The organism is Tepidibacillus fermentans (genome assembly GCF_004342885.1).
Taxonomy (GTDB): Bacteria; Bacillota; Bacilli; order Tepidibacillales; family Tepidibacillaceae; genus Tepidibacillus; species Tepidibacillus fermentans.
Window position 1 is genome coordinate 19,306 of the sequence record NZ_SMAB01000025.1, and the last position, 10,403, is coordinate 29,708.

The following is a 10,403-nucleotide window of genomic DNA, read 5'->3' on the forward strand; positions in this document are numbered from 1 at the left end:
TACAAGGTATCAGGCCTTGATGGTCAAGCTATTCAGATAGAGGAACTTCAATATCAAAACAATATCATTAATACCCCAAAATGCCAGATAAAAATGTTATCTCCAATAACTGTTTACAGCACATATCTAAGAGAGAATGGCCAAAAGCATACAATGTATTACACACCAAAAGACGAAATGTTTTACCAATTAATAGAAGAAAATTTAAAGAAAAAATATGAAGCATACACGGGGAAAACCGTTGTAGGCACCTTTACAATAAAGCCAAAAAAAATTAGGGAAAACGATAAAGTTGTAACTCGATTTAAAGGATTTATTATCAATGCTTGGAATGGTGTATATGAACTAGAAGGAAATCCAGAATTAATTAATTTCGCTTATCAAGTAGGATTATCAAATCGAAATAGTCAAGGATTTGGAATGTTTCAAGTTATTTAAGGGAAAGGGAGGTGGTTTTTACTCAAAAATTATATTTGTGATATTACGAAAAGGGGGTATACAAGATATGAATTTACCTCAGATTACTGCCCAAATTGGAAAACATCAAATACAAAAACAAAGACAAAAACAAACACCTTTAACCTCATTGATCAAAAAAACAAAGATCAAGTTAAAGGAAAATGACAAGCCATACGCTTTGTTCATGACATTTGATTTATTAACCCAACAAATTAAATTTGAAAACCCAATACCTTACACAGAATCTTTACTAGAACGATACCTTTATCTAGGTAACAATTCAGCTAATTCTTTACAAAGTTATCTTGTAAGACAGGTTGATTCTCTTCATTATTTGTTAACAAGCGTATGGAATGATCTATACTTGGCGTTAATACAAAATGAATTATCTGAATCAGAACTAGCTATACTACTTAGGCTGCTAGAATCGAATACATTAATAAAGTTAGGAACAAAAAAAGGAGAAGGAAGAGTTAATTTAGAGAAAATCGATTTTCTTTCCAACGATTGGGTGATAGAAAGTATTGATAAAAAGACAATAAACATAAATGGCAAGAATTATAATTATGAACAATTTATTCATTTATTGTTCGATGATCAAAATAAACAAAATCGCTATTTATTGATTATTCCAAAAATCCGTACCGAACAAAATGAGATTATTTTATCCCAACATCAGGATTACATTCAATTAGTCATGAAAATTAACAATTTAAGCAAATCTATTGATGATTCTGAAAAAACACAAAAAAAAGATGAAGGACGAATTTGTTACATATGTAACCAACGAAAAGAAAATGTTTCATCTAGTTACACCACAAAATTTAGCCGTTCTGGGATTAATAAAATCTTTACAACTACAACAATAAATTCTTCCCGCGACTTAAATAAGATAAGATATGACGATGCTTATTCAATCTGCCCTGATTGTTACCAAGATTTATTGGCTGGAGAAGGTATCATTCAAGAGAAGTTTCAAGGAATGATTGCCGGAGAAAGAACTTTTATTCTCCCTGAAGGACTATTTACTGTCTTTGATTATGAGAATCTGGCAAAAATCAAAGACAATATCGATTTTGCCTTTAAAAGTTCTGAAGCTAAAGATTGGTTAGAACGCATTGAAGCAGAAGCCGATTGGCTAGAAGAAAATCATTATATGGTAAACTTTGTTATTTACCGAACTGATGGGAATTCAGTAACGATTTTGGAAGTGATTGAAGATGTCCCAGTTTTTCGTTTTACAAAAATAATGAATCTCATTCAACAAAATGTGTCTAACCTTAAGGAAAACCTTAAAAATAATCATTTACATGTTTCCTTAGATAGTATCTACCGTGTTATACCAGTTAAAGAAAATGATAAAGGACAAGTTGATATAGGACGTGTTTTAAGCTTTTATAAAGCCATTCTATCTGGGCATCTTATTGAGAGAGAAACGATATTTAAATATTTTTCAGAAGCATTAGATAAAGGATTAAAACAATTGTGGAAAAAAAAGATTGATAATTATAAAAATCTAGATTTATTTCGCTATTTAGGAAAAGAGGACTTTTTCATTGAAAAAATCACGATGACGTATTTAATTCTCATGAAAACCATTCAACAACTATTAATCCTAGATAAACCAATATTTCAATATGAACAGAAAGGAGAATCTGATTTGGACAAAGAAAAACCGAATTTCAATGATTCCATTCAGACAATGGAAAAATTCCTTGAAAAACAAGGTTTTTCCAGACAAGCCAAAGCCCTATTTTACTTAGGCACATTAGTAAATCTGGTTGCTTTGGCTCAATATCAAAAAGAACATGAAAGTAAGCCAATTTTAAGGAAAATTCAATTTCAAGGAATGTCACCAAACGATATTCTCCGATTATATGAAGAAGTGGTTGAAAAATTAAGACAGTATAACAAGTTAACTTTATTTGCGGAATTATTAATGAATCGTTTTCATGCTTACTATGGGAATCTTGAACAAAAATGGAATCTAAGTGAGCATGCAAATGTTTTTTATTTAATGTCAGGTTACTCTTATATGACCGGTACCAAAATGTTAGAAAATGAGTAGGAATAACATTATAAGGGGGAGTAAAGATGATATTAAATCAAAATAGTGATTTTATTTTTGGGTTTGAAGCGAAAATGACCAATCCAAATGGTGATCCAGATCAAGAAAACAAGCCTCGTATGGATTATGAAACATCAACTGTATTAGTGAGCGATGCTAGAAGAAAAAGAGATATTAGAGATTTTCTTAAAAGAAAAGGATACCCAATTTTCGTCGATACTTTGGCAGATAAAAAAGTACCAATGGATAAAATGTTTGAATCAATCAGAGATCAATGGTTAAATGATGAGGATAATTTCACAAAACTATTAAATGAAGAGACTATTCTTCAAGAAAAATGGAATCAATTAGTAGATGGGCAAAATGGAAACTTTAAAGAATTATATGAAAAAATGAGTAAAGATAAAAAGAAAAAATCTTTGTTTGTTGATTTTAATAACTCCTTTATGACAGCAATAATTAAAAAATCGCTAATTGATATTCGATTGTTTGGAAGTGCAATGGCAGTTGAAGGAATAACCCGTACCTTTACAGGTCCTGTTCAAATTTCTTGGGGTTATTCTCTCCATCCCGTGGAATTAGTGAAATCCAATACCATCACTTCAATCATGAACGATGATGCATCGACTTTTGGGAAAAAACACAAACTGTATTATGCTTTAATTACCCATTATGGAACGATGAATAAATACAGTGCCAAATTGACAGGGATGACAGAACAGGATAGGGAAATTTTCCGAAAAGCTTTAATACAAGGCATAATGAATAACCAAACAGATAGTAAACAAGGGCAAAGTCCATTATTTTATTTGGAAATTATATACGCAAAAGATTTTGATGGATATATAGGTGATTTAAGAAGATTTATACAGGTTCATTATAATGAAGAAAAATCAATTCGAGAAATTCATCATTTAACTATTGATTTTTCAAAATTATCATCCGTAATAGAAGAAATGAAAAAAAATGGTTATATTGATAACGTTGTCGGTTGGTTCCATCCATATGTAGACGATTCCATATTTAGACATATGCCAGAATATGTATCACTTGATTTATGGCAGCCTATTGCCAATAAAGTGGAGGGCTAAAGATGAAACTCCTCTCGTTTCACTTGCGAGGAAAAATGGCTCATTTTCGTAGGTACTATTCCAATTCCTCAGCATTAACGTACTCCGTTCCACCGAGAACCACTATCATAGGAATGATAGCCGGTTTACTAGGTTTAGAAAGAGATAGCTACTACGAAATGTTTTCTTTAGAACAATGCCATATTAGTATAGTAAACCGTGAACCGATAAAAAAAATGATTCAGAAAATGAACCTATTAAAGATTGAGAATACAAATGATTTTAACGGGTCTCAAGAATATCACAGTCAAACAGCAACGGAAATCATATTACCACAAAATATACGTACAGGTTTTATCGATTACCATATTTATTTTCATCATCAAGATCATTCGATCATGAATCAATTGGAACAATTATTAACTAAATCTAAATTTGGTTACACGAGTTTAGGGATTTCCTTTGCTCTTGGAACCGCACAACATCTAGGATGGATTGAATATGAAGGGATAGTTGAAGGTGTGGAAAGAGAAAGTAACGACTTCGTTAGAATATCTTCTATTATTCCAACCAAGTGGGTAAAACAAATCAATTTTAGTGAAATGAATGGAAATGGTTATAGACTAATAAAAGAAGAGATACCGATTGAATTTGACAAAAATCGAAGAATTACGGGAAAAGGAATTGGAAATATGATTATTAATCTATCCCCCAATCCTATTTTTATAAAAATTTCTAAATATGTTCAATTAAATGACGGAACATCTATAACATGGGTTGAATAATGAAAGAAGAGGCAACGGTAATAAAAATCGTGCCTTTTCTTTACATAAAAAGGATGGTGATCCTATTTGTACGTTGCCCATTTTGATTCTGAATTACAAATATCTCAGTCCCTCGAAGAACATTTATACCAAGTTTCTAATCTGATTAAAGATAGGGTACCGCCAACAGTTAATTTTCCAAAAATGTCAAACCATCAACTAAAATCATATATTCGGTTTATTTATTTATTTCACGATATTGGAAAATATACTGATTACTTTCAAGACTACTTATTAAAGGGAAAATCTTCATCGTTAAAAAATCATGCTCATATTTCTGCTTGCTTCATCTATCCATTTTTAACAGATAAATTTCAAGATTTGCAGATTGAACAACGCTCGGTATGGGCTTTCCTTGCCTATATCGCAATTAGGTTTCATCATAGTCACTTAAGATTGAAAGAACTTTTTGATGATCCATCGATGTGGGATGTTTTAAATAAACAGGCCTTGAATCTGTTAAAAAAAATAGATGAAATTTATAGAGAATTACATATAAAAGAGGATAGTAGTTTTGAAAAATTTTCCGATTATTTTCAAATTGAAAAGTTAAAAGAAAATAAAAAATTTTTTATAAACATGCCATACCATTTAAGAAGTCCTAGATTAGGTGATATTCACTGGTTTTTTGGATTAATTTATATTTTTTCAGTTCTCATCGATAACGATAAATTGAATTCTGCAGGTGTTCAACCTAAGAAAGTAAGAACTGTATCCCCACAACAAGTAGAATCCTATACTAATCAAAAACATAAAGACCTATATTCAAAAGAAGAAATTTATTTAAGGGAAAAAAGAGAAGCGGCAAGAAAAACTATGTTTGAAATTATTGATGGTTTAACAGATGAGGATATAGATTCACAATATTTTTTTACTATAACCGCTCCTACTGGAATAGGAAAAACCTTATCTTCATTACAATGTGCATTACGATTGCAGGAAAAATTAACAAATAAGTACAAATATACTCCTAGAATTATTACAGCAATTCCATTTATTAATATTATAGAACAAACGCAAATAGATTATGAAAAAGTCTTTAATAAACAAGCAACGGTGGTTATCCATCATCGATTAAATGATTTTAGTGATAAAAATATGAATGAATTACCTTTAGATCAAACATTGCTGGAGGTAGAGTCTTGGGAAGGAGATGTTATTTTAACTACTTTTGTTCAATTATTTCAATCTTTATTATCTGGAAAAAATCGATTACTTAAAAAAATCAATAAATTAGCAGGTAGTATAGTAATCTTAGATGAAGTACAAGCAATTCCAGAAAAGTATATGGCATTAATAGGTGCATTGTTAAGAAGAGTGGCTGAATATTATGGAACGCGATTTATTCTCATGACAGCTACCCAACCAAAAATATTGCAAATGGGGGATCGATTACAGAGCAGAGATTTTCAACCGCCTATTGAACTATTACCAAACCATGACGCTTATTTCAAACAGTTAAGAAGGACAAAATTTATCCCGCTTTTAAAGGAAAAATATGATACGGAGTCTTTTCTTTTATTGTTTAGAAACATTTGGGATGGTAAAAAATCTGTATTGATTGTTGTGAATACGATTAAACGAAGCATAGACGTGTTTAGGCGTTTAAAAGAATTACAAGATCAGGAAGAATTGTATAAGGATATTGATATAGCATATTTATCTACAAATATTATTCCGAAAAAAAGAAAAGAAGTGATTTTAAATGTAAAACAAAAATTAAATGAAAACGTTCCTGTCATCCTTGTCTCAACACAAACGATTGAAGCAGGAGTAGATTTAGATTTTGATCTTGGATTTCGTGATTTAGCTCCTCTAGAATCGTTAGTTCAAACAGCAGGTAGAGTTAATCGAGAAGGCAAAAAAGGCGAATACTGTCCTGTTTATATTGTAAGATTTGAAAATGATAATCAATATGTCTACCAGCTCCATCACTTAGAACGTACCAAAAATCTATTAGAAAAATATAATCAAATTCTTGAACCTGAATATCCTTCTCTTATTGAAAATTACTATGAACAACTTATGCAATTCGATATCCCTGAAGAATCAAGAACTTTGTGGAATGAAGGAATTGGTCAACTTGATTTTGAAAAACTTGAAGAATTTCAACTTATAGAAAAGATTGGAGAGGTGATTGATGTTTTTGTTGAAATGGATGAAAAAGCTACTCAATTAGCTAATGTATATGAAGAAATTCATAAGGATAAGTTGGATCTATCCCTTCTAGAAGGAATTATTGATAAAGATTATATAATAAAACAAAAAGAAAATATTTCATATTATGATCGTCAAGCCATTACTAAAATAGTATTAATAAAAATGAGTCAATATATGATTCAAATCCGTGGGAAAAGAGTAAAAAATAACCCCCCTATTTCATTTTCTAGTCGAAATGGAATAAAATCTTCAATTTTTTGGATCCCAAAAGGACAGCTCCAACAATATTATGACGAAGAAACAGGATTTATTGATGAATATGGAGATGCTTTTATATGGTAGAAAATCAAAAGGATAAAGAATTTATAATGGACATTACTGGCACGCATATCTGGTACTATTTTATCTGTCAAAGAGAAGTTTGGCTTATGATTCATCATATTGCTCCCGATGAAGATGATGAGAACTTGGATATTGGTAGATTTATATCTGAACATTCTTATACAAGGAATAAGAGAGAAATCGTAATTGGAAATATCAAAATTGACCGTATACGAAAAGAAGGGAAGCAGTTGGTAATTGGAGAAGTAAAAAAATCCTCTAGCTATATCAATAGTGCACGTTTTCAGCTTTTACATTATCTTAATACATTAAAGAAAATGGGAATAGAAGCAAAAGGGGAACTTTTATTTCCAGAAGAACGAAAAAAAGAAATTGTGGAATGGACGGAAGAAGCAAAGAAAGAGCTAGAGCAGGCAATGGAAAATATTCGTCGGATCGCGCGCATGCCAATACCACCAGCACCGAAAAAAATCTCATTTTGTAGGAAATGTGCTTATCGAGAATATTGTTGGGCGGAGGAATGAGAATGAAAAAAACCCTTTATATCTTCCAAAACGGTCAGTTAAAAAGAAAAGACAATAGCCTATATTTTGAAACGGAAGAAAGACGTAAATATATCCCAATTGAAGATACTAGTGATATTTATATATTTGGAGAAGTTGATGTTTCAAAAAAGTTTTTAGAGTTTGTTTCTCAAAAGGAAATCTGTATTCATTATTTCAACCATTACGGGTATTATGTCGGTACTTTTTACCCAAGAGAACATTTAAATGCGGGCTATGTAGTTTTAAAACAGGCAGAACACTATTTAGAAAAAGAAAAAAGGTTAACTTTAGCCAAAACATTTGTAAAAGGTTCTATTGGTCAAATGATTCAAGTTCTAAAATATTATCGAAATAGAAGGGATGAAGGAAAAGATTTTTTTATTAATATAATCGAAGAAATACAAAATGAGGCTATTCATATAGAAAATACTAACTCAATTGAAGAGTTGATGGCTGTTGAAGGACATGCCCGGGAAAAATATTATTCATCTTTTGATTATATTATTGCAGATCCTGATTTTCCATTTGAAAAAAGAAGTCAAAGACCTCCGTTGAATCGACTAAATGCAATAATCAGTTTTGGTAATACCATTGTTTACACTACAGTGCTTAGCGAAATATACAAAACATATCTTGATCCAAGAATTGGATATTTACATGCTACGAATTTTAGACGTTTTTCTCTAAATCTGGATGTGGCCGAAATTTTCAAACCTATTATGATCGATCGTTTGATTTTTACTTTAATCAATAAAAAAATGATCACAAAAAAGACTTTGATAAACATTTGGATGGGATTCTTCTTTCTGAAGAAGGAAGGAAAAAATTTATTACTGAATTGGACAAACGAATGAAGACAACTGTCAATCATAGGCATTTAGGGAAATCTGTGTCCTATCGAAGATTAATTCGTTTAGAGTTATACAAGATTCAAAAACATATTTTAGGTGAAAAAATCTATGAACCATATCAATCATTGTGGTAGGTGATCGATTTGTTTGTTATTTTAGTTTATGATTTTGGCGAAAAAAGGGTTGGTAAAGCTCTAAAAATAGCTCGAAAATATTTACACTGGGTTCAAAATTCCGTGCTTGAAGGCGAAATATCTAATGCAAATTATACCAAATTGAAGATGGAACTAAGAAGCATAATGAATTCAGAAGAAGATTCGGTTATCTTTTATACATTTCGAACCAAAAATTATTCAAAAAGAGAAGAATTTGGTTTAAAAAAAGGCGGAGATGAAAATATACTATAAGCTAATTTTGTCGTCGATCATAAATCTTGTAGTAATCCTAGGAGATCGACGACAATTTTATTTTTGAAGAAATTAAGCGATAGTAAAAGATATATGCAGAAATATGAGATTTATGACAAATTTAATTTTTATAAAATTTTAAAGCAGGAATTTCTCTTTTATTGTAGAAATATTATCAAAAAGCCACTTTTCTGGGTCTTTATCTTACCTATGAGGAATTGAAACCAAATGTCATAAATTTCTCCTCCTTAAAAAGTTTCAAGTCTTTATCTTACCTATGAGGAATTGAAACAGTTTTGGCAATAGGACAAGTTTACGCTTGTCTTTGCGTCTTTATCTTACCTATGAGGAATTGAAACGTTCATCAGCAGTTTTAAAACCATGATACGGGCTTGGTCTTTATCTTACCTATGAGGAATTGAAACGCGCGAACATCATTAGCCCACGCAACCTGTTTTTCGTCTTTATCTTACCTATGAGGAATTGAAACATTAACTGCTGTAGGTTGAGCATCATTACCGCCAGCGCTGGGTCTTTATCTTACCTATGAGGAATTGAAACCGAAAATTGTTCGAATTGTAGATCGCTCTACATGGGGTAGTCTTTATCTTACCTATGAGGAATTGAAACAGAAACATACCATAATACGTCACCTAGTTCACTTTTGTCTTTATCTTACCTATGAGGAATTGAAACCAGCAAAACTCTCTGCTGCCTTGATTGTTTGCTTTTCGGTCTTTATCTTACCTATGAGGAATTGAAACAAAATCACTCCTTTAAATTTTTGTTTGTTTTCGTTCTTCGTCTTTATCTTACCTATGAGGAATTGAAACACCGCTGTAACTGGTTGGCGTGATAAAGTGACTTTTAAGGTCTTTATCTTACCTATGAGGAATTGAAACGAGAGGAGGGAGCTTATTTTCAAAAACGAAAAAAAAGAGTCTTTATCTTACCTATGAGGAATTGAAACCATGATAGCCTTCCATAAAGTGCTTGTGCTACTTTGGTCCGTCTTTATCTTACCTATGAGGAATTGAAACCTCTAATGGGTGGACGAGCATCTAAACGTAAAGGATATAGTCTTTATCTTACCTATGAGGAATTGAAACTTTCAAGAAAAAGAAGAAAATGGTTTCTGGAGTGATCGTCTTTATCTTACCTATGAGGAATTGAAACTTCAGGGGAAACTTTATAAAGTTTCCCTTTTTTAAAAAAAGTCTTTATCTTACCTATGAGGAATTGAAACCTTCAGGAGTGATTTCTAATATTCGAGTCGGCGAATTAGGTCTTTATCTTACCTATGAGGAATTGAAACGGACTGAGAGAAAAATACTTGCGCTATCAAGGTGTGGTCTTTATCTTACCTATGAGGAATTGAAACTATTTCCCGGCTGCCGAATCATAATCAATGTAAGCGTAATGTCTTTATCTTACCTATGAGGAATTGAAACTCATGACTAGATGGCACGAAGATGACCTAGTTGGAAGACTGGTCTTTATCTTACCTATGAGGAATTGAAACGAGCACGAGTACTAGAACAAGAAGAAACAGCGCAAGGTCTTTATCTTACCTATGAGGAATTGGGGCTGTCTAAAAAGTCAGAGTAACTGACTTTTAGAGCGCCTCCATTTTTATCAAATTTTTATAAAAAATGCACAAAAAAATCGTCCTATCCT

The 10,403-nt window shown here is 31.5% G+C and carries 8 protein-coding genes and 1 CRISPR repeat array; all 8 genes read left to right on the forward strand.

Going from position 1 to position 10,403, the window contains the following annotated elements:
- Window positions 1–36: 36 nt before the first annotated feature.
- The 8 genes from cas6 to cas2 all read left to right on the forward strand — a co-directional run bounded on the left by cas6 (window position 37) and on the right by cas2 (window position 8,726).
- Window positions 37–438: a CRISPR-associated endoribonuclease Cas6 gene (gene cas6 / locus EDD72_RS11510; protein WP_243643835.1), complete on the forward strand. Its 402-nt coding sequence runs from the start codon at window positions 37–39 to the stop codon at window positions 436–438.
- Window positions 439–505: 67 nt separating this feature from the next.
- Window positions 506–2,527: a TM1802 family CRISPR-associated protein gene (locus EDD72_RS11515; RefSeq protein ID WP_132770484.1), complete on the forward strand. Its 2,022-nt coding sequence runs from the start codon at window positions 506–508 to the stop codon at window positions 2,525–2,527.
- 26 nt (window positions 2,528–2,553) lie between these two features.
- The gene (locus tag EDD72_RS11520; RefSeq protein ID WP_132770486.1) at window positions 2,554–3,618 is read left to right on the forward strand and encodes a CRISPR-associated protein; all 1,065 of its coding nucleotides are present in this window, start codon (window positions 2,554–2,556) and stop codon (window positions 3,616–3,618) included.
- Window positions 3,619–3,620: 2 nt separating this feature from the next.
- Complete coding sequence (gene cas5b / locus EDD72_RS11525) at window positions 3,621–4,382, forward strand: type I-B CRISPR-associated protein Cas5b (protein ID WP_132770488.1); 762 nt, start codon at window positions 3,621–3,623, stop codon at window positions 4,380–4,382.
- A gap of 66 nt (window positions 4,383–4,448) precedes the next feature.
- Window positions 4,449–6,923, forward strand: coding sequence for a CRISPR-associated helicase Cas3' (gene cas3 / locus EDD72_RS11530; protein WP_132770490.1), 2,475 nt, complete (start codon window positions 4,449–4,451; stop codon window positions 6,921–6,923).
- A gap of 26 nt (window positions 6,924–6,949) precedes the next feature.
- Entirely contained in the window at window positions 6,950–7,447 is a 498-nt protein-coding gene (gene cas4 / locus EDD72_RS11535) for a CRISPR-associated protein Cas4 (RefSeq protein WP_132770494.1), read from the forward strand.
- 2 nt (window positions 7,448–7,449) lie between these two features.
- Window positions 7,450–8,322 carry a type I-B CRISPR-associated endonuclease Cas1b gene (gene cas1b, locus EDD72_RS11540; RefSeq protein ID WP_165895078.1) on the forward strand — a complete coding sequence of 291 codons (873 nt, stop codon included), beginning with the start codon at window positions 7,450–7,452 and terminating at the stop codon, window positions 8,320–8,322.
- Window positions 8,323–8,462: 140 nt separating this feature from the next.
- Window positions 8,463–8,726, forward strand: a complete 264-nt coding sequence (gene cas2, locus EDD72_RS11545) for a CRISPR-associated endonuclease Cas2 (protein WP_132770496.1) — start codon at window positions 8,463–8,465, stop codon at window positions 8,724–8,726.
- A gap of 195 nt (window positions 8,727–8,921) precedes the next feature.
- Window positions 8,922–10,314: a CRISPR direct-repeat array (repeat unit 30 nt; unit sequence GTCTTTATCTTACCTATGAGGAATTGAAAC).
- Window positions 10,315–10,403 lie beyond the last annotated feature (89 nt).

Excerpts from the sequence above, each read along its gene's own strand:
- cas4 (WP_132770494.1), top strand. The coding sequence starts at position 6,950 with ATGGACATTACTGGCACGCATATCTGGTACTATTTTATCTGTCAAAGA.
- cas1b (WP_165895078.1), top strand. The coding sequence starts at position 7,450 with ATGAAAAAAACCCTTTATATCTTCCAAAACGGTCAGTTAAAAAGAAAA.
- EDD72_RS11515 (WP_132770484.1), top strand. The coding sequence starts at position 506 with ATGAATTTACCTCAGATTACTGCCCAAATTGGAAAACATCAAATACAA.
- cas5b (WP_132770488.1), top strand. The coding sequence starts at position 3,621 with ATGAAACTCCTCTCGTTTCACTTGCGAGGAAAAATGGCTCATTTTCGT.
- EDD72_RS11520 (WP_132770486.1), top strand. The coding sequence starts at position 2,554 with ATGATATTAAATCAAAATAGTGATTTTATTTTTGGGTTTGAAGCGAAA.